This window comes from Paenibacillus lautus, from assembly GCF_050482385.1.
GTDB lineage: Bacteria > Bacillota > Bacilli > Paenibacillales > Paenibacillaceae > Paenibacillus_AQ > Paenibacillus_AQ lautus_B.
The window spans coordinates 306,017-330,681 of sequence record NZ_JBCNHV010000010.1 but is presented as its reverse complement, the minus strand read 5'-3'; the positions used below and the strand labels follow the sequence as shown (position 1 = coordinate 330,681).

Genomic DNA, 24,665 nt, shown 5'->3' with positions numbered 1-24,665 from the left:
AGCGATAAGGGAGAAAGGGAGAGGACCAATATGACGAAAAAAACGATGTACTTCTTGTGCACAGGCAACTCCTGCCGCAGCCAAATGGCCGAGGGATGGGCCAAAAAACATTTAGGTGATGATTGGAACGTATACAGTGCCGGCATTGAAGCACATGGCCTAAACCCGAATGCCGTCAAAGCGATGAATGAGGTTGGTATTGATATATCGAAACAAACTTCCGATATCATGGATCCGGAGTTGTTAAATCAATCCGATCTGGTGGTCACCTTATGCGGCGATGCAGCCGATCGTTGCCCGATGACGCCTCCGCATGTTCGCCGAGAGCATTGGGGCTTTGACGATCCAGCCAAGGCCCAGGGGACCGACGAAGAAAAATGGGCTATTTTCCAGCGCGTTCGTGATCAAATCGGCGAGCGCATTCAACAATTCGCTGAAACCGGCGAATAATACGATAACATGATGCCGGGGTCCTAACCATAAGAGAATACTTCAGAAAATATTGAAAACCTGCAGTCTATATATACCAAGAACGCCCTTACCCGAGGGCGTTCTTTTTTTTGTCAACAACGTGAAGCGGATGGTCGGAAACTGAGCCCTAATGGAGGGTCACGGATCATGTGTAATTCTTTATCCTGTGCAATGGGATAGGTCTTGAACCTTGATCCTGTTCCAACATTAAATTCAGACACAAGAGGTGGATGATATTGTTCGTAGTAACCTTAAAGCACCGTTTGCTGGTATGGTCCTCATTTATCGGTATGTTCTTTGTATTGTTGGCTGGGGCGCTTGTAACCAAGACCGGTTCCGGCCTTGGTTGTGGCGATGATTGGCCGCTTTGCAACGGGAAATTCATCCCGGCTTATACACTGGAATCCATGATTGAATATTCGCACCGGATGATAACCGGCGTGGTCGGAATTCTGGTTCTTGCCACTTATATCGTGATCCGGAGACATTACCGGGGCCATAGGGAGGCGAGTTATTATGCTGGCGGTACCTTATTGTTCACCGTGATTCAAGCTCTAATGGGGGCCGCGGCGGTCATGTGGCCGCAGCAGCCGGCGGTCATGGCACTTCATTTTGGAATCTCCTTGTTTGCGGTGGCCAGCAGTATGCTGCTCGTGGTATGGATGCGCGGACTCCATAGAGCGCAGGATTATGGTACTAACGTTACGGTTCCGCGATCTATCCGCTTCTTGGGCTGGGGGATCTGGCTGTATAGCTGCGGCGTGGTATACCTTGGTGCCTACATCCGGCATACCGAGTCGGAGGCGGGCTGTATGGGCTGGCCGCTATGCAATGGCCAGGTCATACCGTATCTGGGTGGAAGCTTCCGGCATTGTCTTTCTTCATCGGGTCGCCGCTGCGATTTTACTCATATTGTTGATTCTTCTGTTCATGGCTGTAAGAAGTTATGAGACGAGAGTGCGTTCAACAGGCCTGACAACGCTGGCAGTCGGTCTCAATCTTGTGGTGCTGGCGCAGATTTTAAGCGGGGCGTGGTTAACACTCGCCATAAACAACAACGATGTCTTTATTTTTGCAAGCCTTATTCATAATGTGTTAGCGACATTGCTCTTCAGCATGCTCGCGGTTTTTGGGATTCGTACATGGAAGAGAAGATAAGACGCAAAGACGCAAAGACGAAAAACCTGAATTTGTATGTGAAATTTGTTACAGATTCTTGAACTTGGCCTGTATATTTAGTGAACGAACGGCTGGTGACACCGACTGCCTTGTCAACTAAAGTAAGTCAGGACAAGTGAGCAGATTGGAGCTGAATGTAATGAAACGACCCAAAACACTTCGAATCATGGGGTTAGCGGTTCTGCTGACCATCATGCTGCTGGCGATGACCGGATGCAGCGAGAACATCATTATTTTGAATCCGAAAGGACCGATTGCCGAGCAGCAGCGCGATTTGATGATCATCTCGACCTTGCTGTGCAGCATTGTTATCGTTCCGGTGTTGATACTGACAGCCGTCATCATCTGGCGGTATCGGGACAAAAAAGGAAGAAAAGCAGCGTATACCCCGGAGTGGGAGCATAGCACAAAGCTGGAACTGATTTGGTGGGGAATTCCCATCTTGATCATATTGACGCTGGCGATTATCACGGTCAAAGCAACGTATGCACTGGAACCGTCGAAGCCCATTGCTTCCAGTGAGAAACCGCTGACCGTACAGGTAACCTCCTTGAACTGGAAATGGCTGTTTCAATATCCCGAACAGGGCATAGCGTCGGTCAATGAATTGAAGATTCCGGAGGATGTGCCTGTCCGCTTCGAGATTACGGCCGATTCGCCAATGAACTCATTCTGGATTCCGCAGCTTGGCGGCCAGATGTACGCTATGTCGGGGATGGCGATGACGCTGTATTTGCAAGCCGATGAGGCCGGGGATTATTGGGGCTCCGGCGCGAACTTTACGGGAACGGATTTTGCCAAGATGTATTTTGATGTGGAGGCGACGTCCAAGGAGGAGTTTGACGCATGGGTGGAGGAGGTCAAGGCAGAGTCGCCCCAGCTGACATTGGAGGGCTACAAACAGCTGAGGGAGCCGTCCGCATCCGAGGTTCATACGTATTCCGCTTTTCCGGAAGGGTTGTTCGAGATGACGGTGACAAAATATGCCGCTTCCCACAACCATGGTTTGTCATGGAAAAACACGCAAAACTTCGATTTCGAGGATCAGGTGACTAGGTAAGGAGAGAGAGCTTCTAATGTGGGAAAAAATAAAAGAGTTTGCTTCCGAGTTTTTTGTAACGGGCGATCCGTTAATCTATGGCGCGGATGTCACCATCGTTCTAACGTTGATTGCCATTGTATGCGGCTTGACGTACTTCAAGAAGTGGAAGTGGTTATGGCGGGAATGGCTGACCACCGTCGACCACAAAAAAATCGGCATTATGTACATTTTGTCCGCGTTCCTGATGCTGTTTCGGGGCGGAGTGGATGCGCTTCTCATGAGGGCGCAGTTGGCTATGCCGGAGCTTGATTTTTTGCCGCCGGATCATTATAACCAGATTTTCACCACGCATGGGGTCATCATGATTTTGTTCATGGCCATGCCGTTCATGTTCGGTTTGTTTAATATCATGGTGCCGCTGCAGCTCGGAGCTAGAGATGTAGCCTATCCGTTTCTGAATTCGCTCAGCTTCTGGCTGTTCTTCTCGGGGGCGATGCTGTTTAACCTGTCGTTTGTCATTGGTGGCTCGCCCGATGCCGGGTGGCTGGCGTATCCGCCTTATTCGGGTTCCATGTACAACCCGGGCGTAGGACAGGACTTTTATATATGGGGGATCCAAATCTCGGGGATCGGCAGCTTGATGACCGGGGTTAACTTCCTGGTGACGATTCTGAAAATGCGGGCGCCGGGCATGAAACTTATGAAAATGCCGATGTTCTCCTGGTCGGTTCTATCCAGCTGCATCGCCATTATATTCTCATTTCCGATATTGACGGCAACGCTGGCGCTGCTATTCCTGGATCGTTATGCCGGGGCGCATTTCTTCACGCTTGACGGCGGGGGGAACCCGATGATGTATATCAACCTGATCTGGATGTGGGGACATCCTGAGGTGTATATCATTGTCCTGCCGGCCTTCGGCATATTTTCAGAGATCGTCTCCACGTTCTCGAAGAAAAAGCTGTTCGGCTACAAGTCCATGGTGTGGGCGATGATGATCATCAGCGTCCTGTCTTTTCTGGTATGGGCCCACCATTTCTTTACGATGGGGTCAGGCGCGGACGTCAATGCTTTCTTTGCTTTAACAACCATGCTGATCGCAATCCCAACTGGCGTGAAAGTGTTCAACTGGCTGTTCACCATGTTCCGTGGAAAAATCACATTCGAAACGCCGATGTTATGGACGATTGGATTCATTCCATGTTTTATCGTAGGGGGGTTGACCGGGGTTCTGTTATCCGTAGCTCCCGCGGATTTTCAGTTCCATAACAGTTACTTCCTGGTCGCGCATTTCCATCAGGTGATCATAGGGGGCGTCGTATTCGGTTACTTTGCCGGGCTGTACTATTGGTGGCCGAAAATGTTCGGCTTCAAGTTGAACGAACGCATCGGGAAGTGGGCATTCTGGTTCTGGAATATCGGTTTCTATTGCTGCTTCATGCCGCAATATGTGCTCGGTCTGATGGGAATGACCCGCCGGGTCGTTTCGTATAGCTGGGACAAAGGCTGGTGGGAGCTGAACCTGGTGTCCACGATCGGTGCCGTGCTCATGGCGATTGCTTTTCTATTTCAGGTTTGGCAGATCGTGGATGGGTTTAAGCACCAGGCAAAGAATCGAGATACCACGGGGGATCCTTGGAATGGACGTACGCTCGAGTGGTCCATTCCTTCGCCGGCACCGGTCTACAACTTTGCCGTATTGCCGAACGTCTCCCGTCAAGACGAATGGTGGGAGCAGAAACAAGCGTCAGGAGCACATCGGACCAAGAAGCAGCGCCTGGAACCGATTCATATGCCTAGAAATTCCGGTGTTCCGATTGTCATGTCGGCTTTCTGGTTTATAGCAGGGTTTGGCTTCATATTCGATTGGACCGGATTTATCTATACCGGATTGGCAGGCGTTGTAGGCTGTTTATTATATCATTCCTTTAATTACGACACGGATTATTATATTTCGGTTGACGAAATCGAGCGAACTGAAGCTGCCATAAGGAAGGTGAATATCTAATGGCTGAGTCCCAAATATCAGAACAAATAATACAAGCTCACGCGCATGATGAACATCATGGTCATCCGGATATGGAGGAAGTGCGAACGTTCGGTTTCTGGATATACCTGATGACCGACGTCATTATATTCGGAACGCTTTTTGCCACCTATATTGTTCTGCAACGCAACACGGACGGAGGTCCGGGACCCGCAGACCTGTTTCAGATGGGCGGAATTATAGCCAGTACGTTCATATTGCTTGCGAGCAGTTATACTTGCGGTCTTGCGCTGCTGTCGATGCACAAGCATAACGTTAAAGGCCTCATATCCTGGCTGGCGGTTACAGCCGGGCTAGGTGCCATATTTATCGGGATGGAGATTGCTGAATTCAATCATCTGGTACACGAAGGCGCGACGATAGGAACCAGTGCATTTTTATCCGCCTTCTTCACGTTGGTGGGCACGCATGGACTGCACGTTTTGTTCGGACTGGTCTGGATGGTCGCCCTGATTCTTCAGATCGCCAAACGGGGAATTACCCCCGTGACCAAGCGGAAGGTCAATGTGATCAGCTTGTTCTGGCATTTTCTCGATGTGGTATGGATCTTTGTATTTACAGTCGTGTACTTAATGGGGGTGAGTTAATATGGTGCCGTCCAATACGCATCAAGCCCCGGAAGGGCACGGTTCTTTCAAATCGTATACCATCGGATTCATCTGCTCGATTGTTCTGACGCTTATTCCCATTATCGTGGTCATGAACGACTGGCTGGAAGGAACCTGGAATTCGGTTGTGTTGATGATTGCGGCCGTGCTGCAGCTCATGGTTCAGCTCTTATTCTTCATGCACTTACGTGAAGAGAATAAGCCGAGGTACAACCTGATCTCGCTGGTTCTGGGCCTGGTCATTTTGCTGGTCATCGTAGCAGGGTCCATGTGGATCATGCTGTACAACATGGTGGCTGTATGAGGAAACGCACCGTACTGGGAGATTGGATACAGCTCGTCAAACCGCGCATTATCCAGCTTAATCTAGTTGCAGCATTCGGAGGCTACTGGCTGGCTTCTAAATGGGTCATAGACTGGGGCTTGTTATGCTGGATGCTGCTTGGCACAACGCTAACGATGGCATCTTCCTGTATCTTCAATAACGTCTGGGATCATAAATTGGACCGCAAAATGGTCCGAACCCACAATAGGCCGCTGGCGACGGGACGGATTAAATTAACCCATGCCTTTTGGTGCGCTGTGGTCCTTGGTATCTTAGGAGAATGGATCCTGTTCTTAAACGTGAACCGGATTGCAGGTTGGCTCGGGTTGCTGGGGATGTTCTTTTATATTGTCATATACACGCTGTGGCTTAAACGGAAGTCAACCTGGAGTACCGCTGTCGGTGGCGTGTCGGGAGCGGTTCCGCCGGTTATCGGATACTGTGCCAGTACGGGAACGATAGATATCGGAGCTGTTTTGTTGTTCTGCTTGCTGTTTTTGTGGCAGCCCGCGCATTTTTGGTCGCTGGCCATCCGGCGGGTGGAGGAGTACAGAGCGGCTGGTTTTCCCTTACTTCCTGTACGAAAAGGGGTCAGGCGTACCAAGCTGCAGATGATTCCTTATGTAACGCTGCTGCTCCCAACTGTCATTTTGCTGTACGTTACCGGTTTTTCCGGTCCCGTATTCCTGACAGTGTCTGTGATCGGTGGCGTTATATGGCTATGGCATACGCTGCGCGGAATGATCGTTTCACTGGATGAACGTTGGGCCAGGACCAATTTTCTGATTTCCGTGAATTATTTGATGATTGTGTTCATTGTTATGATTCTGGACACGCCTGCGATTTAATGAAAAGCATGGTATAACGAGGTGAGGCTTATGAGGAGATTAGGGTTATTTGTCCTTTTGAGGCGGGATCGATAAGACATTTGAAGCGGAAGGGGCCTATGAAGTGACTGCGCATGTTACGGCAAGAGGCATGCATGTGATGCCGAAGAAAGAGATCGTTGTAGGAAATCCGGGGAAAAAGTGAACTTAAGGTTGCCATGGTCCGGTAAGAAGGGTGGCGGATGATTTGATCCGAAAATATATATGGATGGTTGTCATGCTGGTTATGCTGACGTTGTCTGCATGCAGTGAACGGACCGAGGATGATTCGGTGCTTCGTGCCAGTATCACCACAACGGAGGATGAAGAGGCGGTTGCGCTGTACAAGAGCCAGTGTCTATCATGCCATGCCGCCGACTTAAGCGGGAGGGTTGGCCCAAGTCTGAAGGATGTCGGGACAAGGCTATCAGAGGATCAAATCGTGGATATCGTAATGGAGGGCTATCAAGGCATGCCATCATATAAAAAGATTTTGGAGGAGAGCGAGATCAGGTCCATTGCGATGTGGCTTTCGAACATGAAGGAGGAACAGGAGGGGGATACATGAAAAAGATTGTGTTTATAGGCGTGATGATGGTGTTCACGTTGGTGGCAGCCGCATGCGGCAATTCCAAGCCAAGTCAGCTGAGCATTCCGATCCAGCCTTTTGAATATATCAATCAAGATGAAGAGCCGATTTCTTTAGCCGATCTGGAAGGCAAGGTATGGATCGCGGATTTTGTATTCACACGCTGCATTACGGTTTGTCCGACCATGACCGCCAATATGGCCGAGCTGCAGCAGCGGCTGGATGACGCGGGGCTTGAAGCGACGCTGGTATCTTTTTCGGTGGATCCCGAGCGGGATGACCCTGCAGCACTGAAGAGTTACCTGAGTAAATTCGATGCGAATTTCACGAACTGGCATGCGTTAACAGGCTATACGTTTGAAGAAATTAAAACGTTTGTGCTGCAATCCTTCAAAGCGCCTATCGCCATGGATACTGCAGCGGATCAGGTCATCCATGGGACGTCCTTCTACTTGGTCGATCCATCGGGTACGGTCGTGGCGAAATATGATGGTAACACGGATCCTCCATATGACAAGATCCTGAAGGACGTCAAATCGCTGCTGAAGTAGCGGTGAATATCGTGAGGTGGAGTGAAATGAACCTTATCGCTCGTTCATCATGGATCCGAGGGCTGATTCTGGCAATTCTTCTGGCCGCCGCCGCATATGCACTCTTTCAATCCATGATGAAGGATGGTCAGCGTGCAGAGATAGGTCATGCCGCGCCTGGCTTTGAAGCGGTGAATCTTCAGGGTGAGCCGGTCCGGCTCTCCGATTATAAAGGGCAGGCCGTGCTGCTGAACTTCTGGGCGTCCTGGTGCGGTCCCTGCGTGAACGAAATGCCGATTCTGAACGAAGTGTATGCACAGGAGCCAGGTGTTGAGATCATTGCCGTTAATATAGGTGAAAGCTGCGAGAAAGCAGAGGCATTCGTTCGGAAGCATCGACTGGATATACCGATCGTGTTGGACCAACAGAATAAAATCAAAGAGAAATACGGCATAAGCGGCTTGCCGGTAACTGTGCTGGTCGATGACCAAGGCCACATCGTTGATCGCGTAACTGGTGAACTGCCGAGCCTTGAATTTATCAGAGAAATGATGGACAGGATTCGATAGGATGGAGCCTGTCGGGATACGAAAAAAGGTTAGCTTCAGGTGAGCTAACCTTTTTCTTGATTCCAGGGAAGGGGGCTGTTCCTGTTCCAACTGGATTGCCTTATTGGATCGTGGTGTGCAGAGCTTCAGCGAACCTGGAAATTCCGGATGGGATATCCTCAGCCCTGGCACGAGCATAAGTGAATCTCACATAACCGGAAGCTGAACCGTATACGCTGCCCGGTGCAAAAATCACGCCTCTTTGAATGGAGCTTTCCAGCAGCTTGCTGTCATTCACGTCCGGAACGATTTTGCACCAGAGATGCAGGCCGCCCTCGGGCACATGGAAGTGGACCAGGCCTTGCAGTTCCTTCTGAAGGGCCTCGATCAGTAAATCCCGCTTGTATAGCAGGCTCGCTCTCAGCCTGTCCAGGTGCGGAGCAAAATGGGAAGAATTGAGAAACTGCCCGGCCAAGCTTTGGGGCACCACGCTCAATCCGAAATCCATCTGCTGCCTGGCGTCCGCAAGCCGCTCCACCACCGAATTCGGGGCGACCATCCAGCCTACGCGGAGGCCGGATGCGGCTATTTTCGAGAAAGACCCGATGTACACCACCGACCCAACGGAATCCACGGATTTCAAAGGGGCAGGCGGAGAACACTGATAGGCCGTTAAACTGAAGGGATCATCCTCCACGATCGGAAGCCCGAGCTCACTTGCCGTATCCAGCAGCTGGGACCTTCTCTCATGATCCATAACGGTGCCTGTCGGGTTCTGAAAATTCGGATTAATGAAAATCATCTTGATCCGGTGTTTCTTGTACAGGGAGCGGATGTCTTCCGGTTGTACACCACGTTCATCGACCGGGAGCCTGAACAATCGCAGACCTGCGGATTGAAACATCGGCAGAGAATAACAATAGGATGGATCTTCGATGGCAACCGCGTCACCAGGTGATAGCAAGCACTGCGTAATGAGATACAGCGATTGCTGGGATCCCGACGTGATCAGGATGGACGATTCGGAGGTATGAATCCCGCGATATTTTTTGAGATACGCAACCAATGCCTGTCTAAGCGGACCATATCCTTGCGGATTGTCATAACCGAAATAGGACATATTCGGTTTCTGACTCATCAATGAATTCATCTCTTGGATCGGCGCCAAATCCCCGGCGAGCTCTCCGCTGGCAAAATCAATCAAAGAAGGATCATGCGTCAACGCTTCCCGAATCCGGCGGAGAAAAGGGGGGTTAGGCAGGAAATTTCCTCCCTCAGCGTAACGGCGCCAGTTCGGCGTATGTTTTGGCGTGGCTCCCCACTTGGAACTGCTGACCCGCGTACCGCTCCCGGAACGGCTCTCGATGATTCCAAGCGCCCGAAGCTCCGAGTAAGCCAGAACCACGGTGCTTCGATTAACTCCGATTTGCTCCGCCAGTTTTCGTTCGGAGGGGAGTAAGCTTCCTGGTGGAAATTCTCCATACGATATTCTTTGCTCCAGATCATCAGCAATTTGCTGATATAGAGGTTGTGTGCTGTTGCGATCCGGCTTCCACACCTTCCTCATCCTTTCATGAACATATTCAGGCTGTTTCTGTCTGTAATGTTAATCATATCATTATGCATAAATGAAGGTTTTTCATAATTTCATCATTACGATGACAAATATCCTGCAATCCGTTGAACATGGATGGTGTACCTGACTGTAAATTGGATGGGTCAACGTAATCACCTACTGGGATGTGGCTGTAATTCGTTTTCGCTTTCGGTTTCTTGACAAAACTTAAAAAGAGGAATAAAGTATGGTTTAACTATTCGTAATTATTACGATTAAAACGTAAGAACAGGAGGTGCTGACTATGCGAGTGACGGTAACATTGGCATGCACGGAAACCGGCGACCGTAACTATACAACGACCAAAAATAAAAGGAATCACCCGGAGCGAATGGAATTGCGCAAATATTGTCCACGGTTGAAGCGGGTAACGCTTCATCGAGAAACCCGATAGTGAATACGGACCGTAAGCCGGACCTATCATCCGGCTTATTTGACTTGAAGCGAAATGGGATTACACTAAGAGTAGCAGAAGTGCAGCCATGCGAATGAGGGGGATGGATGGGATGAACCAGGAACGACATGATTCCAGCGGTGAGCTGCTCCTGAGCACACATACCCCGGAACAGTGGAGACGGAGAAGGCAGGAGCTAAATGAGTGGATCAACAGGCCTAAGGTGCGCAAACAGCCCAAACGGACGCGGGTATTCGGCGATACCCCTGTCGATGAGCAGTTATATCCAATATTGATTCGGCTGCAGCAAGCGGGATTGGAGACCGAGTTTTCCTGCGCTGGTGTAAGCCCGCTTGATGAACCCGTTGATCATTCTCTGTACGCTTACCTAACTTTTTTCTCGAGCGGTCCTGCGGAGCAGTTCACTAACATTTTGAAGGGAAACATGAGGCATCGAGCGCTGATTACCTATGAGCCTGCCCGTCACCGCTATGACGTGTCATCGTTTTTTATCGGACATAACCGTTCCTTCTGTCTGCTTCTCCAACACAGTTCGGCACAGTTACTAAGAGATTTAGTCCAGTAAAATATGGGGCTTTTACATAAAATAATATTGTTTTGCCGGCTAAGTGTCCCTTGAGCAGCTTAGCTTCGAACAACCCTATTAGGGGAAATAAGGAGTTGTGATCGAATGACGAAACGGAGAATTGCTTGGAATTCAGGTCAATGGACAACCGAACCGGTATCGGAAGCAGAGGAAGGGTTGCATCTGAAGGTTGAGTCCAGAGAAGGCAGTGATTATTGGGAGAAAACCCTGTATGGGTTTCAACGTGACAGCGGTCATTCACTGCTTGAGGCATGGGATAAGGATGCGGCCATAGAGGTTACCTTTGAATTGGATGCCTTTACAGAGCTATATGATCAGGCCGGGCTTATGCTAATGAACGCTCCGGGACAGTGGATCAAAGCTGGGATTGAAATCAATGACGGAATCCCCCAGCTGGCCACGGTTGTCACCCATGAATATTCGGACTGGTCACTCGCACCCGTGCCGGAGTGGGTTGGCGAGCGTGTCACGATCCGGGCCTCCAGGCTGAATGATGCGGTCATCATTAGGGCGAGAACCGGGAAGCATCCTTGGCGCACCGTTCGCGTGGCACCTTTTCCCGCCCGAACAACAAGTCAGGCAGGGCCTTTTGTCTGTTCACCTACCCGCTCCGGTCTCATCGTGACCTTCACGCGTTGGGTGAGCACGCTGCCGGACAGCGACATTCATGTTGACCCGCCGGTGGAAGAGTAGAGGTAGGGCCTAGACTCCTGAGATTAACCAACCGTCATAGAGGTAAAGAGACTTCACCCATCATTTCGTGATCGGTGAGGTCTCTTTTATATGCAGACCGCCTGTATCAATTGCCACAGCGGCCATGCGGCGTGTGGTGGTATATTGGGGCTGGATACACACGAATCTGCCATATATTGATCACGCCAGCAAAGGGGATAAAACCACATGCCGAGCAAAGAAAGTATTGCTATAAAGGAACTGCTGACCGCAGAGGGATTCAATCATAAATGGGAAAATGCCGGAACGATTCGGCAATATATCGAAACGCTGCCTCCATATCCTGCACTTCCAGAGGAACAGGAGGGATTTGAAACCCGCTGTTTTGAAAGTGGATCCGGCTTGAGTATGAATTATTATATATCGCATGGTGCAATGGAACAGGGGACTGTCGTTTATTTACACGGTGGAGCTTATATCGAAGAGATTCTACCGCCCCATTTCGCTTTTGCGAAACAGTGGACGAAGCAAACCGGATTCACCGTAATTATACCTAATTATCCTATCGTCCCGGCTATTGATGCGAAGAAGCTGACAGGGCTGATGCGCGAATTTTACAAGTACATCTGCGCCGAGGCGGGGAGTTCGGTATTTCTAATGGGCGATTCGGCCGGTAGTGCGCTGGCTCTCGATATGGCCCAATCAGTAAAAGAAACGCCGCTTGCACCAAAAGGGTTAATCCTGCTCTCGCCATGGGTGGATGCAGCTACGGACAATCCCCAGATTGCTGCGCTCGGTATACCGGAGCGTGACGTCTTTCTGCAGCCGGCCGGGCTCGGTGAGGTTGGAAGGATGTATGCAGGAAGTCTTCCTATGGACGACCCGGCGGTCAGTCCGTTGTTTGGCGAGATGGGAAGCCTTTCCCGCACGGTCATTCTCGTCGGAACCGATGATTCTCTGCTGCCGGACGCTTGTCTGCTGCGCGATAAACTGGTCCGAGAAGGCGTTGATTCCGAGTACTGGGAATACGAGAACATGATGCATGTGTGGCCTCTGTTTCCGATGCCTGAAGCTGTAGAGGCACTGGAGCGGCTGCATCAATGGGTGGCGTGCGGTGGTGGAAAGCCATAATGGAGGGTGACAGACCAGCCAATTGGATGGTTACAACTGTCGCGCAATTGGATGGTGTGCATTAGCCGATTGTTCATTATAATGAGGCAGAAATGACAAATGAATGATGATTACTGTTGATCCTGATGCCTCAGGTTCTATAATAGAGTGTATATAATGAATAATCGAATGGGGTTGTTTGTGGTTGGTTATGTATATTATCGTTATCGCGCTGGCATTAATTGGAGGAGTTTCTACGCTTCTTGTCGGATTATCTCAGGAGAATAAGAAGGCAAACCCGAACTATGAGCGGAAAACAAAAACCAATCTCACGAAGCTGCTCATCATTTATTTTGTTTCGTTAATTGCGTTTATTGTGATATGGATGATTTTGAGATAACTATAAAGGCCGTTTCCTGGGACGATGACCGGGGGAGCGGCCTTTTGTTATTCAAATAAAGGATTCGGGGGTATCCGACGATCATCTCGAGATAGGAGCTTCTAAAGTTCAAACCGAGTACACACGATGTACACAGCACTTCTCTATACTAGGTCTTGAACTTAGAGACGAAAGGTGTGGAGGACAGATGCACGGTATGGCGAATTATGGATGCTGTCGGTCATACAGGATGAACGTGATTCGCAGTTCATTGTGTTAACATGAGGGTATATGGAAACTTCAGCTTATGACAGATGCGGAGTGTTATGCAATGAAACGGAGTCTATTGTTGGTCGAGGATGACCTGCTGATGCGGGAGTTCATAACGGACTATTTCAAAAAGGAACAATGGGAAGTGCATGAAGCGGAGAATGGAAGGATTGCGCTTGAAATTTTCGAGCAGACCTCCATCGATCTGATGGTACTGGATATCATGATGCCGGAAATGGATGGGTGGTCGGTATGCCGGCGCATTCGCGAGAAGTCGGACGTGCCGATCATCATGATTACGGCAAGAGCCGAGGACGATGATCACATTATGGGGTTCGAGCTGGGGGCCGATGAATACGTGACAAAGCCGTTAAGCCCGAGAGTACTGGTAGCCCGTGCCGCTGCTTTAATGAAGAGAAAGGAAGGCACGGTTGGACGTGAGGGGGATCGTCTTGTCTACGGCGATTTATACGTGAACAGAACGGCGCATACCGTCTCGGTGGCGGGCAATAAAGTTAATCTGTCCCCGAAGGAATATGACCTGCTTCTCTTTCTGATCAAGCATTACGGGAAAGTCCTGTCCCGTGATTATATTCTGGATGCGGTCTGGGGTTACGATTATTTGGGCGACCTTCGCACCGTCGACACGCATATCAAAAAGCTGAGAGCCAAGCTCGGGGATGAAGGCCGCCATATATGCACGGTTATCCGCTCAGGCTACAAATTCGAGACGAAATCATGAGAAGAAGCGTCGTTTTCAAACTGTTCATGGTGACGTCTGTAATGATATTGATCGTCTTTTCACTGGTGATGGTAGCGGAAGGACTGTTCTTCGAGCGGTTCTACCGTACGTCCAAAATCCATGCATTAGAGCGGAATATGAATCAATTCGCGCTGCAGCTTAAAGAGATGGAGGCGGGAGAACAACAGACCGCAAGGCTGCTCGGTCATTTCATGAATGAGAATGATGCCAGCATCGCGATGCTGAACGAACGGTTTGCTCGCATGCATATCAATCCCTACGTGCTGGAGCTGCAAGCAGAGGACGGCAAGAACATCACGATTCTTCTTCCAATGGAAGGAATGGCTCTGGAAGACATCCCGCAGGGGATCAAGACAGGCGATATGCTGGTGGTTGATGGCATCTTTATGGACGAGAAAGACACGGTTATGCAGCCTGTAGTCTTTCAGCCAACCGATTCGGAGGCGGATGAGGGGTTGGTGCGGATCAGAGGGAAGGTTATGGACATGATGCTACCGGAGAAGCGGTCGTATAACCCGTTATATCAGGATGCGCTCATTGACGATGCTCTTCTGGAATGGACGCAGCAGCCGGAACAGGATCTGAAGCTCCTGCAAAAGGGTTCACCGGTTCAGATGTCATGGACCGACAAGTGGAGCGGGGTCGATTACGTGGTTCTGGTTCGCTCGCTTGCGGAAGAGGGCCAAGAGGATCGTTATTTGTTTGTCATGACCTCGATGCAGCCGGTCGGGGAAGCCGTCGGTACGCTCAAGCAGTATTTTATCTATATCGCGCCGATGATTGTGGTGCTTGTCATGGTCCTGTCCCTGATCTATTCCCGCATGGTCTCTAGGCCATTGGTGCAGTTAAACCGGTCGGCAGCGCGCTTGGCAAAGCTGGACTTTTCCGCGCAGGCGGAAATCCGTTCCAAGGATGAGTTCGGGGAGCTGTCACGCAGCATGATCACGTTATCGCAGAATCTGGATGAAGCCCTGAAGGAGCTTACCCGGGCGAATGCCAGGCTGCAGGAAGACGTGGAGGAGAAATTGAGATCCGAACAGCTCCGCAAAGAGCTGATCGCGAACATTTCCCACGAATTAAAGACCCCGCTGGGGATTGTCAAAGGATTTGCGGAAGGGCTGCAGGATGGCGTGGCGGACGATAAAAGAGAACGGTACCTTGCCTTCATCGTCAATGAAACGGATCGAATGAATGCGCTGATTATGGATATGCTGGAGCTTTCCAAATTCGAAGTGAAGGCTATCAGGCTGCAGCCCCGAAGTTTTTCGCTCACTGATCTTATCCAACAGGCGGCGGATTCGTTTACCCGGCAGTTGGAGGACAAACGTCTCCAGCTTAGCATCCACCAAGGTCAAGATGAAGAGGCCATCGTTCAGGCGGATTCGAGACGGATTGAACAGGTTATTCTCAATTTATTGAGCAATGCCATCCGGCATGCCGAGGAGAACAGCGTCGTTACCATAAGGTTACTGCGGATGTCTCCAGGGAAGGTCACCACGATCATTGAAAATGCCGGCAAGCCCATTTCGAATGCGGATATGGGGCGGATATGGGACCAATTCTACCGAGCCGAGCGTTCCCGGGATCGCAAATCCGGAGGTACCGGCCTTGGACTCGCGATTGTCAAACATATTCTGGTACTTCATGAAAGCGACTATGGCGTGATGAATACGGATCGAGGCGTGGCCTTTTATTTTACATTGAACGAAAGCAGAGGGGAAATTCATGAATAATAAAAAATATATCTATCTTATTTCGACACTGCTCGTGCTGCTTCTGACCAGCGCGTGCGGCGGACCATCGGACACGAAGTCTCCGGAAACCCAAGCTGGCTCGACGGATACGGATCAAGGTAACGTGGTCGATCCTGAAACGCCGGCTACCAGTCAAGATGGGACTGATGCTTCAGCGGATCCCGAATCGAACCAAGGAGACTCGGAAGCAACCAAAGATCCTGATCAGGAAAAACAAAACGAAATCCAGGATCCACCGGCGGAAGGGGATCAGCAGATCCTTATTGTGATCGATCAAACCCCCAAGCCGATTACGGGAAACAGCTTCGACTTTGGCGTGACCAAACTTCCGGAGGGTTACTCCTTGAGTGAAATGGAGTGGAAATCGGACAAAACCGAGATCAAGAGCACGTTTCAAGAAGCGATTGAACACGGGCAGACCGGGGAAGACGGATTTTATATCAGCGGAAACGGACAATTTTCCGGGTTTATCTATCCTGACGGGATGAAGGGCGAGGAGGGCCAGGTCTTGTTCCGTTTTATCGATGAGCAGGGACATGAGTTAACCTGGGAGAAAACATTGACTCTGAAATAGCGTGGAACAAGTAATACAGACAGAAGGGCGGCCGGATGCGGCCGCCTCTTGGTTTTTCAATCGCTGAAAGGCACGATTTTCAGCATCACCCGCTGACATCTTTTATAATAGGAAAAGAATCATTCAGTAAGGAGTGAGGTTTTGGAGCTTTTTTTGAGAAAAAACAAATACGGCTTGATTGTGCTGGCGCCATTCATCGGAGGCTGGTTGTTTAATTCATTAATGGTTATGCTGCCCTTTTCCGGTTTTTTGCTCTGGACGGCCAATATAGGATTCATGTTGTTCTGGTTCTGGGCCGGGCGGCAGTTCGCCCTGCTTCCGAGGGAGTAAGATGTACAGCTTCCTGCTGGGTAACCTGGTCTGGCTGCCATCCTTCATGCTCTACATTTGGCAGTTCGTACTTGTGGACGAGGCCTCCAGGAACATGATTCTCGCCGGTCTGTCCCAGTATTATGTGTTATTCATGATTATCATTGGAACCCAGGTTCATTTGATGTATTCTGGTGACATCAGCTCCACGGAGATCGTCATCATCGCTTACGTCCTGATGCTGGTTGTGTTCGCTGCAGGATTTGTATATCAATGGCTGAGTAGAAAACCATAGTGTCTCTAATCAAAGGGGAGGTCTTAGGATTACATGGCATTGCGAATTGGAATCATAGGCACAGGCTGGTTTAGCAAAGTACATGCAGATATTTTGTCCAACATGGACGGAGTTAACGTTGCCGCCTTTGTTGGTACGAGTCAGGAGAAAGCGGAACAAGCGGTGCGGAGCTATGCCGGGGCCAAGGCGTACAGCAACGTTGAACAGATGCTGGATGCAACTAAGCCCGATGCGGTTTATATCTGCGTCCCGCCGTTTGCGCACGGAGAGATCGAAGCCCAGCTCGTGCAGAGGGGTATTCCTTTTCTGGTTGAGAAGCCGCTGGGCACGAACCTGGATACGCCAAGGCAGATTCTGCATGGCGTGAAGAAGGCCGGTTTGATTACGTCTGCAGGGTACCATTTCCGCTATACGGATGCAGCCATGAAGGCTTCCGAGCTGCTGGAAGGCCGGAAGATCGGGATGGCGCTTGGCTACTGGATGGGAGACATGCCGCAGGTGTACTGGTGGAGACAGCAGAAAGGCTCGGGAGGGCAATTCATCGAGCAAACCACCCATATAGTTGACCTGCTTCGCTGCCTGCTGGGTGAAGCGGATGAAGTGTATGCGGCTTTTGCCCATCGAGCGATGAAGGATATTCATGAGGGGGTAACGGTGCACGACGTAGGTACCGCGACGCTGAAATTAAAATCCGGCGCCGTGGCAACGATCTCCAATACCTGCATGCTGCCGGAGTCGGATCGGGCCGGCTTGGATATTTATACGGAGCAGGGGGTCATCGGCATTCAATCCGATAAACTCATCGTTAAGGAAAAAGGAAGAATGACGGAATACCCCAATGCGGTTAACCCGTATCTTCGGGAGAACGAAGTGTTCATCCACGCGGTTCGCACCGGGGATGCCTCTGGAATCTTATCCTCTTACGAGGATGCGTTTAATACCATGGAAATTACCTTTGCTGCTTTGCAGTCGGCCGAAACGGGGGTCCCGGTGAAGATCGGGGAATGATCATATCCTGTTAGAACTCCGAGATGTCCCAGAAGACCACTAGGTCTTCCGGGACATCTTTTTTTCGTTTCAAAGAGAACCTTGCATGAATTGCCGCCTGCCTTAACCAAGGGAATTCTCGAAGGAATATAGGTGTTTCCCTAATAGGAACGAAAGAAGGGGCCGCTCATAATTAAGTTATACGAAGGACGGCACATTGATTCCCCAATCATTGTCATTCAAGCAGAAGGAGTTGAACTGTCCTATGAAACGAAAGTCGGGGCTGAAGTTCTTCAAGAGGATGGAAAGCTATTCTGACAACTGGTCCGTTCTGGAGGAGAAAAGCAGGGAATGGGAAGATATGTACCGCAAGCGCTGGTCGCATGACAAAGTGGTACGGACGACGCATGGCGTGAACTGCACAGGCTCCTGCAGCTGGAAGGTTTTCGTCAAGAACGGAATCATTACTTGGGAAAACCAGCAGATTGATTATCCTTCCTGCGGGCCGGATATGCCGGAATTCGAACCGCGCGGATGCCCGCGAGGAGCTTCATTTTCCTGGTATGAATACAGTCCGCTGCGAGTGAAATACCCTTATATGCGCGGCCGGCTATGGCATATGTGGAAAGAGGCCTTAAGCCAACACAGCGATCCGATCGCCGCTTGGGCCAGCATCGTCGAAGATCCGGAGAAGTCCAAGTCCTATAAACAAGCGCGGGGTAAAGGCGGTCATGTCCGTGTGTCCTGGCAGGAGGCCACGAAGCTGATCTCCGCGCAGCTCATTTATACGATCCGCAAATACGGGCCCGACCGGATTGCCGGGTTTACGCCCATTCCGGCCATGTCGATGATCAGCTATGCTTCAGGAGCCAGATTTATTTCCCTGCTAGGGGGAGAAATGCTCAGCTTCTATGACTGGTATGCGGACTTGCCGCCGGCATCTCCACAAATCTGGGGAGAGCAGACCGACGTGCCGGAATCCAGCGATTGGTACAATGCCGGTTACCTTATTATGTGGGGCTCGAACGTGCCGTTAACGCGCACGCCGGATGCGCACTTCATGACAGAAGTTCGATATAAAGGCACCAAGGTCGTGTCGGTCGCGCCGGATTATGCTGAGAACGTTAAATTCGCCGACAACTGGCTGGCTCCGAATCCCGGAACCGATGCAGCCATTGCACAGGCCATGACGCATGTTATTTTAAAAGAATTCTATCATGAGCGTCAGGAACCGATGTTCCTGAATTATGCGAAACAATATACGGATATGCCTTTCCTCATTCTATTGGATGAGTTTGAGGGGGGATACAAGGCGGGACGCTTCCTGCGGGCAAGCGATTTGGGCGATATCACGCAGCATGCCGAGTGGAAGCCGGTGATTATCGACGAGAATACCAATGAAATCACGGTTCCGAACGGCACGATGGGGCAGCGCTGGGAGCAGGACAAGAAATGGAACCTGATCCTGGAGCGCGAGGACGGCTCGGTCATTGCGCCGGCGCTATCCGTGAAGGCTCAGGGCGGGGAGCGGCAGACCATTTCCTTCCCGTTCTTCGACAACAACGCCAACGGCACCTTCGAACGCCAAATTCCGGCGAAGACCATTCAGCTGGCGGACGGAACGGAGCGTCTGGTGGTAACAGTATACGATCTGATGCTGAGCCAGTATGGCATTGGACAGGCAGACAACGGTCTGGATGCAGACGGATACAAGGATGCTGATTCCTTCTATACCCCGGCCTGGCAGGAAAAAATCACGGGTGTGAAGCCATCCATCGTGGTTCAGATTGCCCGTGAGTTCGCGCAGAATTCGCTGGAAACCGGAGGTCGCTCGATGATCATCATGGGCGCCGGGATTAACCACTGGTTTAACAGTGACACGATCTACCGTTCCATTTTGAATCTGGTCATTCTAACGGCGTCCCAAGGCGTAAACGGCGGTGGCTGGGCGCATTACGTCGGCCAGGAGAAATGCCGCCCGATCGAGGGCTGGTCCACGGTCGCCTTCGCTAAAGACTGGCAGGGACCGCCGCGTCAGCAAAACGCGACATCGTTCTTTTATTTTGCGACCGACCAATGGAAGTACGAAGAAATGGGGGCCGATTCTCTGAAATCGCCAACGGGCGGGGAGATCCGTTACCAGCATCCGGCGGATTACAATGTGCTTGCCGCGAGACTTGGCTGGCTTCCATCTTACCCGCAGTTCAACAAAAACAGCCTGAAGTTTGCGGAGGAAGCGGCGCAGCAGGGGAAAACCACCCACGAGGAAATTGTGAAGCATACGCTTGCGCAAATGATCTCTGGAGAGACCCGGTTTGCGGCAGAGGATCCGGATGCGCCGGAAAACTATCCGCGTTCGCTGTTCGTATGGCGCTCGAATCTGATCTCGAGCTCCGCCAAAGGTCAGGAATATTTCATGAAGCATTTATTGGGCGCTTCCGACAGTCTTCTCTCGACGCCGAATGAAGAGGATAAGCCGGAAGAAATGGTCTGGCGCGAAGAAGTCGAAGGCAAGCTGGATCTGCTTGTTGCCTTGGACTTCCGGATGACATCAACTCCGATGTACGCAGATGTAGTCCTTCCTGCAGCAACCTGGTATGAGAAAACGGACTTGTCTTCAACCGATATGCATCCTTTTGTGCATCCGTTTAATCCGGCAGTGGATCCCCTCTGGGAATCCCGGTCGGACTGGGATATATACCGAACGATTGCCGAAGTCTTCTCAGATATGGCGAAGACCCATCTACCGGGAATATATAAGGACCTGGTCACCACACCGCTCTCTCATGACTCCATAAGCGAGATCGCCCAACCATACGGTGAAGTGAAGGATTGGCGCAAGGGGGAGATTGAGGCCATACCTGGCAAAACGATGCCGAATCTGACGGTGGTTGAGCGGGACTATACGAAAATTCATGACAAATATATAACGCTCGGTCCGAACCTGGCTACAGGTAAAGTCGGAGCGCATGGCGTCAGCTTCTCGGTAGCCGAGGAGTATGAAGAGCTGAAGCGTTTGAACGGAACTTATTACGATGACACCATCAAGAATGGCCTGCCCAAACTTCATACGGCGCGAAATGCGGCGGATGCCATTTTGAATCTGTCTTCGGCCACGAATGGCAAGGTATCGCAGCGAGCCTGGGAATCGGCGGAACAGGACACCGGCGTGCAGCTAAAAGACATTTCCGCGGACCGCGCCGCAGAGCGCATCACGTTCCAGAGCATTACAGCCCAGCCGCGGGAAGTCATTCCGACGCCGGTATTCAGCGGATCGAACAAAATGGGCAGAAGATACTCCCCGTTCACAACGAATATTGAACGACTTGTGCCGTTCCGTACGCTGACCGGCAGACAGCATTTTTATATCGATCACGAAATATTCCTGCAGTTTGGAGAGGCGCTGCCGGTGTATAAACCAACACTTCCGCCAATGGTGTTCGGACCGCGCGACAAGCAGATTACCGGGGGAAAGGATACACTCGTGCTCCGATATCTGACGCCACATGGCAAATGGAACATTCACAGCACCTATCAGGATAATCTACACATGCTGACGCTGTTCCGCGGAGGACCAACGGTATGGATTAACAACGATGACGCAGCGGCTCACGACATTCAGGACAACGATTGGCTGGAAGTATACAACCGCAACGGCGTCGTTACCGCCCGCGCCGTCGTCAGCCACCGGATGCCGAAAGGTACGATGTACATGTATCACGCGCAGGATAAACACATCAACGTGCCGGGCTCGGAAATTACGAAGGATCGCGGCGGCAGCCACAACGCGCCGACAAGAATCCATGTGAAGCCGACCCAAATGGTTGGGGGCTATGCGCAGCTCAGCTATGGATTTAACTACTACGGACCGATCGGCAACCAGCGGGATGTGTACGTGGCTGTCCGCAAAATGAAAGAGGTGGATTGGCTTGAAGATTAAGGCACAAGTCGCCATGGTCATGAATCTGGATAAATGCATTGGCTGCCATACGTGCAGCGTCACCTGCAAGAGCACCTGGACGAACCGTCCGGGTGCGGAATATATGTGGTTCAACAACGTGGAAACGAAGCCGGGTGTAGGCTATCCGATCCGCTGGGAAGACCAGGAGAAATACAAGGGAGGCTGGACGCTGAAAAAGGGAAAGCTGCAGCTGAAATCCGGCAGCAAGCTGTCCAAAATCGCGCTCGGCAAAATCTTTTACAATCCGGATATGCCGGAAATGAAAGATTACTATGAGCCATGGACCTATAACTATGAGCATCTAACGAATGCCGGGGAGAAGAAGCATCAGCCGGTGGCTCGACCGAAATCGGCAGTAACCGGCGAGACGATGAATCTGGAATGGGGTCCGAACTGGGAAGATGATCTGGCGGGAGCCCATGTGACCGGCCCGAAGGATCCGAATATCGAAAAGATCGAGGAAGAAATCAAGTTCAACTTTGAGCAGGCGTTCATGATGTATTTGCCCCGCCTGTGCGAGCATTGCCTGAACCCGAGCTGCGTAGCGTCCTGTCCTTCCGGCGCCATGTACAAGCGGGATGAAGACGGCATCGTCCTGGTGGACCAGGAAGCCTGCCGCGGCTGGCGGTACTGCATGACGGGCTGTCCGTACAAAAAGGTGTATTTCAACTGGAAAACGAATAAAGCCGAGAAATGCACCTTCTGTTTTCCGAGAATTGAAGCGGGGCTGCCTACGGTATGCTCCGAAACCTGTACAGGACGTATCCGATACTTGGGCGTGCTGCTGTACGATGCCGACAAGGTACAGGAGGCAGCCTCCACGCCGGATGAGAAGGATCTCTATCAGGCCCAGTGCGATCTGTTCCTGGATCCGCATGATCCGGCAGTGATGGAGCAGGCGCGCAAGGACGGATTAACCGAAGAATGGATCGAAGCTGCCCAAAACTCGCCCGTATATAAACTGGCCATTGAATACAAGCTGGCCTTTCCGCTTCATCCGGAGTATCGGACGCTGCCAATGGTATGGTACGTACCACCGCTCAGTCCGATCATGAACTATTTTGAAGGCAGAGATTCAATCGAGAATCCGGACATGATTTTCCCGGCGATCGAGGAGATGCGTACACCGATCCAGTATCTCGCGAATCTGCTCACGGCAGGGGACACGGTTACGGTGAAGGATGCCCTGCAAAAAATGGCGATGATGCGTTCTTATATGCGCGCACAATCGTCGGGGACTGAGTTTGATGAGACACGGCTAGAACGGGTTGGCTTGACCGCCCATCAAATGAAGCAGATGTACCGGCTGCTCGCTATCGCTAAATACGATGACCGGTTTGTGGTCCCGACTTCGCATAAAGAAAGCCATATGGATGTTTACCTCTCACAGGGCTCCGAAGGCTTTAGCGCAAGCTGCGGCGGTTGCGGTCCGGAAGGACTGCAAGGCAAAACGGGCAAAGAGCTGTACGAAGAAAACTTCTACGGGGGGATCTGGCGTGATTAATCTCGGAAAGCTGCATGATTATAAACATGTTTTCGGTTTTTTCGCTCAGCAGCTCACGTATCCGGAAAAGCTGGATTTCCATCCATCGGTCATGGAGGAGTCGCTTGGCTCCTCAGACCCGGCCTATGAATCCGTCAGAACGTACTGGGCGACCATGCATGAATACAGCATGGAAGAGATTGAAGAGCTGTACGTCCAAACCTTCGACTTTCAGGCGAAATCTACATTGTACATGACCTATTACAAATTTGAGGATGGCCGGGAACGTGGACAGATGCTCGCCAAACTTAAAGAGACGTATGAGATGTTTGGCCTGGGCATCGCGGGCTCGGAATTATCGGATTATCTTCCGCTGATGTGCGAGTTTATATATGCGGCGAATTGGCAGGGTCGCGAGAAGGAAGTGGCAGCGAGCTTGGATTTGATGATGGCTGTCATGGAAGACGGCACCTATCATCTGCTAAAGGCTTTGGAGAAGTATAAGAGTCCGTATCTTTATCTCATTCAGGGTCTGCGCGAGACGTTCAAAGCATGTTTCAATCAGGAGGCGGCAGATCATGAGCATGATTAATCAGTTTTTGTGGGTCATCTTTCCTTATATCTGCCTTGCCGTGTTTATTGTCGGTCATATTTACCGTTACCGTACGGACCAATTCAACTGGACGGCAAAATCCAGCGAGTTTATCGAGAAGAAACATCTCAAGCTGGGCAGTCTCATGTTTCATTTAGGCATCATACCGGTTATCGGAGGTCACGTCGCAGGCTTGGCCATCCCTCAATCCTGGATGGAGTCGCTGGGCATCAGTGATCATATGTACCACATTGGGGCGGTGTATATCGGAAGCGCATTTGGCTTTCTAACCCTGGCAGGTATGGTACTGTTAACTGCCAGGCGGTTCACCATTCGAAATGTGCGAAAACTCAGCAGCGCTTCCGATATGATGGTTAATGTCCTCCTGTTGTTTATCGTATGTATGGGGATGTACAGCACGCTGGTTACGAACGCGGTACAGCCGGAATTCAATTATCGGGAGTCGGTCTCCGTGTGGTTCCGTGGATTGTTTATGCTCCGTCCGGACGCTTCGTTGATGGTGAATGTGCCGCTGTCGTTTAAAGTTCACATTTTGGCCGGATTTGGTATTTTTGGCTTATGGCCGTTCACCCGATTGGTGCATGTGTGGAGTGTTCCGTTGAATTATGTGGGTAGAAGATATATCCTGTATAGAAAGCACCGTAAATTTGAATCGTAGAGCGGAAGAAGGCTGT

At 50.9% G+C, this 24,665-nt stretch carries 25 protein-coding genes and 1 pseudogene; 25 read left to right on the top strand and 1 reads right to left on the bottom strand.

All coding sequences use genetic code 11. The features are described 5' to 3' along the window. Nucleotides 1-30 precede the first annotated feature (30 nt). The 10 genes and pseudogenes from arsC (at nucleotide 31) to ABEW73_RS12520 (ending at nucleotide 8,226) form a co-directional block, all read left to right on the top strand. Entirely contained in the window at nucleotides 31-450 is a 420-nt protein-coding gene (arsC, locus tag ABEW73_RS12565; protein ID WP_430170887.1) for an arsenate reductase (thioredoxin), read from the top strand. Between the two features lie 251 nt (nucleotides 451-701). Further along, nucleotides 702-1,629, top strand: a pseudogene (locus tag ABEW73_RS12560) (COX15/CtaA family protein). A gap of 160 nt (nucleotides 1,630-1,789) precedes the next feature. Then, nucleotides 1,790-2,710 (top strand): ubiquinol oxidase subunit II, encoded by a 921-nt coding sequence (gene cyoA / locus ABEW73_RS12555; protein ID WP_430170885.1) that lies wholly within the window; start codon nucleotides 1,790-1,792, stop codon nucleotides 2,708-2,710. Nucleotides 2,711-2,726: 16 nt separating this feature from the next. Beyond that, a complete protein-coding gene (locus tag ABEW73_RS12550) occupies nucleotides 2,727-4,700 on the top strand; it encodes a cbb3-type cytochrome c oxidase subunit I (RefSeq protein ID WP_430170883.1) in 1,974 nt (657 codons plus the stop codon). Then, entirely contained in the window at nucleotides 4,700-5,326 is a 627-nt protein-coding gene (gene cyoC / locus ABEW73_RS12545; RefSeq protein ID WP_430170881.1) for a cytochrome o ubiquinol oxidase subunit III, read from the top strand. Before ABEW73_RS12550 ends, cyoC begins: the two co-directional genes overlap by 1 nt. Nucleotide 5,327: 1 nt before the next feature. Continuing rightward, on the top strand, nucleotides 5,328-5,651 hold the full coding sequence (cyoD, locus tag ABEW73_RS12540) for a cytochrome o ubiquinol oxidase subunit IV (RefSeq protein WP_430170879.1): 324 nt from the start codon (nucleotides 5,328-5,330) through the stop codon (nucleotides 5,649-5,651). Then, nucleotides 5,648-6,520: a heme o synthase gene (cyoE, locus tag ABEW73_RS12535; protein ID WP_430170877.1), complete on the top strand. Its 873-nt coding sequence runs from the start codon at nucleotides 5,648-5,650 to the stop codon at nucleotides 6,518-6,520. Before cyoD ends, cyoE begins: the two co-directional genes overlap by 4 nt. A gap of 226 nt (nucleotides 6,521-6,746) precedes the next feature. Next, nucleotides 6,747-7,106 carry a c-type cytochrome gene (locus tag ABEW73_RS12530; RefSeq protein WP_430170875.1) on the top strand — a complete coding sequence of 120 codons (360 nt, stop codon included), beginning with the start codon at nucleotides 6,747-6,749 and terminating at the stop codon, nucleotides 7,104-7,106. Continuing rightward, complete coding sequence (locus tag ABEW73_RS12525; protein WP_430170873.1) at nucleotides 7,103-7,678, top strand: SCO family protein; 576 nt, start codon at nucleotides 7,103-7,105, stop codon at nucleotides 7,676-7,678. Before ABEW73_RS12530 ends, ABEW73_RS12525 begins: the two co-directional genes overlap by 4 nt. A 26-nt stretch (nucleotides 7,679-7,704) precedes the next feature. After that, nucleotides 7,705-8,226, top strand: coding sequence for a TlpA family protein disulfide reductase (locus ABEW73_RS12520; RefSeq protein WP_430170872.1), 522 nt, complete (start codon nucleotides 7,705-7,707; stop codon nucleotides 8,224-8,226). 100 nt (nucleotides 8,227-8,326) lie between these two features. On the opposite strand, the gene ABEW73_RS12515 is transcribed toward ABEW73_RS12520, so the two are convergent. Further along, a complete protein-coding gene (locus ABEW73_RS12515) occupies nucleotides 8,327-9,763 on the bottom strand; it encodes a PLP-dependent aminotransferase family protein (protein WP_430170870.1) in 1,437 nt (478 codons plus the stop codon). 301 nt (nucleotides 9,764-10,064) lie between these two features. On the opposite strand from ABEW73_RS12515, the gene rpmG reads away from it, so the two are divergent. From rpmG to narI, 15 genes are all read left to right on the top strand, one after another. Beyond that, nucleotides 10,065-10,214, top strand: coding sequence for a 50S ribosomal protein L33 (rpmG, locus tag ABEW73_RS12510; RefSeq protein ID WP_098742858.1), 150 nt, complete (start codon nucleotides 10,065-10,067; stop codon nucleotides 10,212-10,214). A 112-nt stretch (nucleotides 10,215-10,326) separates the two neighbouring features. Then, on the top strand, nucleotides 10,327-10,800 hold the full coding sequence (locus ABEW73_RS12505; protein WP_430170869.1) for a hypothetical protein: 474 nt from the start codon (nucleotides 10,327-10,329) through the stop codon (nucleotides 10,798-10,800). A gap of 105 nt (nucleotides 10,801-10,905) precedes the next feature. Next, complete coding sequence (locus ABEW73_RS12500; RefSeq protein ID WP_430170867.1) at nucleotides 10,906-11,514, top strand: DUF1349 domain-containing protein; 609 nt, start codon at nucleotides 10,906-10,908, stop codon at nucleotides 11,512-11,514. Nucleotides 11,515-11,721: 207 nt separating this feature from the next. Next, complete coding sequence (locus tag ABEW73_RS12495) at nucleotides 11,722-12,624, top strand: alpha/beta hydrolase fold domain-containing protein (RefSeq protein ID WP_430170865.1); 903 nt, start codon at nucleotides 11,722-11,724, stop codon at nucleotides 12,622-12,624. 190 nt (nucleotides 12,625-12,814) lie between these two features. Then, nucleotides 12,815-13,003 carry a hypothetical protein gene (locus tag ABEW73_RS12490; RefSeq protein ID WP_076321309.1) on the top strand — a complete coding sequence of 63 codons (189 nt, stop codon included), beginning with the start codon at nucleotides 12,815-12,817 and terminating at the stop codon, nucleotides 13,001-13,003. A gap of 310 nt (nucleotides 13,004-13,313) precedes the next feature. Further along, a complete protein-coding gene (locus tag ABEW73_RS12485; RefSeq protein WP_430170863.1) occupies nucleotides 13,314-13,994 on the top strand; it encodes a response regulator transcription factor in 681 nt (226 codons plus the stop codon). After that, nucleotides 13,991-15,748, top strand: coding sequence for an ATP-binding protein (locus tag ABEW73_RS12480; RefSeq protein ID WP_430170861.1), 1,758 nt, complete (start codon nucleotides 13,991-13,993; stop codon nucleotides 15,746-15,748). The genes ABEW73_RS12485 and ABEW73_RS12480 overlap by 4 nt, the downstream gene beginning before the upstream one ends. After that, nucleotides 15,741-16,343: a hypothetical protein gene (locus ABEW73_RS12475; protein ID WP_430170859.1), complete on the top strand. Its 603-nt coding sequence runs from the start codon at nucleotides 15,741-15,743 to the stop codon at nucleotides 16,341-16,343. The genes ABEW73_RS12480 and ABEW73_RS12475 overlap by 8 nt, the downstream gene beginning before the upstream one ends. 153 nt (nucleotides 16,344-16,496) lie before the next feature. Continuing rightward, nucleotides 16,497-16,673: a hypothetical protein gene (locus ABEW73_RS12470; protein ID WP_430170857.1), complete on the top strand. Its 177-nt coding sequence runs from the start codon at nucleotides 16,497-16,499 to the stop codon at nucleotides 16,671-16,673. Nucleotide 16,674: 1 nt separating this feature from the next. Next, nucleotides 16,675-16,947, top strand: coding sequence for a hypothetical protein (locus tag ABEW73_RS12465; RefSeq protein ID WP_430170855.1), 273 nt, complete (start codon nucleotides 16,675-16,677; stop codon nucleotides 16,945-16,947). 33 nt (nucleotides 16,948-16,980) lie between these two features. Beyond that, nucleotides 16,981-17,955 carry a Gfo/Idh/MocA family protein gene (locus tag ABEW73_RS12460; protein ID WP_430170854.1) on the top strand — a complete coding sequence of 325 codons (975 nt, stop codon included), beginning with the start codon at nucleotides 16,981-16,983 and terminating at the stop codon, nucleotides 17,953-17,955. A gap of 244 nt (nucleotides 17,956-18,199) precedes the next feature. Continuing rightward, the gene (locus tag ABEW73_RS12455; protein ID WP_430170853.1) at nucleotides 18,200-21,874 is read left to right on the top strand and encodes a nitrate reductase subunit alpha; all 3,675 of its coding nucleotides are present in this window, start codon (nucleotides 18,200-18,202) and stop codon (nucleotides 21,872-21,874) included. After that, nucleotides 21,864-23,399, top strand: a complete 1,536-nt coding sequence (gene narH, locus ABEW73_RS12450) for a nitrate reductase subunit beta (RefSeq protein WP_430170852.1) — start codon at nucleotides 21,864-21,866, stop codon at nucleotides 23,397-23,399. Before ABEW73_RS12455 ends, narH begins: the two co-directional genes overlap by 11 nt. Continuing rightward, nucleotides 23,392-23,970 (top strand): nitrate reductase molybdenum cofactor assembly chaperone, encoded by a 579-nt coding sequence (narJ, locus tag ABEW73_RS12445; RefSeq protein WP_430170851.1) that lies wholly within the window; start codon nucleotides 23,392-23,394, stop codon nucleotides 23,968-23,970. Before narH ends, narJ begins: the two co-directional genes overlap by 8 nt. Continuing rightward, nucleotides 23,957-24,649 (top strand): respiratory nitrate reductase subunit gamma, encoded by a 693-nt coding sequence (narI, locus tag ABEW73_RS12440; protein ID WP_430170850.1) that lies wholly within the window; start codon nucleotides 23,957-23,959, stop codon nucleotides 24,647-24,649. Before narJ ends, narI begins: the two co-directional genes overlap by 14 nt. Nucleotides 24,650-24,665 lie beyond the last annotated feature (16 nt).